1 protein-coding gene is annotated in these 580 nt (G+C 64.7%); it reads left to right on the top strand.

Features of this window, described 5'->3' with window-relative positions; all coding sequences use genetic code 11:
• Positions 1 to 225 precede the first annotated feature (225 nt).
• A complete protein-coding gene (locus KZZ07_RS26660) occupies positions 226 to 450 on the top strand; it encodes an NAD-dependent epimerase/dehydratase family protein (protein ID WP_370631277.1) in 225 nt (74 codons plus the stop codon).
• Positions 451 to 580 lie beyond the last annotated feature (130 nt).

Genomic DNA, 580 nt, shown 5'->3' on the forward strand with positions numbered 1-580 from the left:
CCATGCCTATGACGCCACCGGGCGGACCGACCGGCTGGTGACCTGGATCGACCAGGCGACCGGCCACACGGAACCCCCGGCCATCCACCAGGCGGTCCTGAGCTTTCTGGACCGCGCTTTGACCAAGAGGACATCATGCTGACGAAACTGCTGATCACCGGCGCCACGGGCAACCTGGGCGCCGTCTGACGCGAGCGGCTGAAGCCCATCGCCGAAACCATCCGCCTGTCGGACAGGCCCGGCGCCGACATGGGGCAGGCGGCCCCGCATGAAGAACTGGTGCCCTGCGATCTGGGCGACAAGGCGGCGGTCGAGGCGCTTGTCGAGGGCTGCGACGGGATCGTCCACATGGGCGGCCAGTCGGTCGAGGCCAACTGGGAAACCGTGCGCAATGCCAATATCGACGGGGTCTTTCATCTGTACGAAGGCGCGCGGAAAGCCTCGGTCTAGCCGCGCATCATCTTTGCCAGCTCGAACCACGCCATAGGCTTTTACAAGCAGACGGCTTTGTTTCGCAAAGTCCGGGTGGGGGATTCATCTCGTGAATCCAGCGTGGTAGCCGGTCTGCATGAGCAGACCC

Origin of the sequence: Mameliella sp. CS4, from assembly GCF_019392335.1 — a bacterium.
Classification (GTDB): domain Bacteria; phylum Pseudomonadota; class Alphaproteobacteria; order Rhodobacterales; family Rhodobacteraceae; genus Antarctobacter.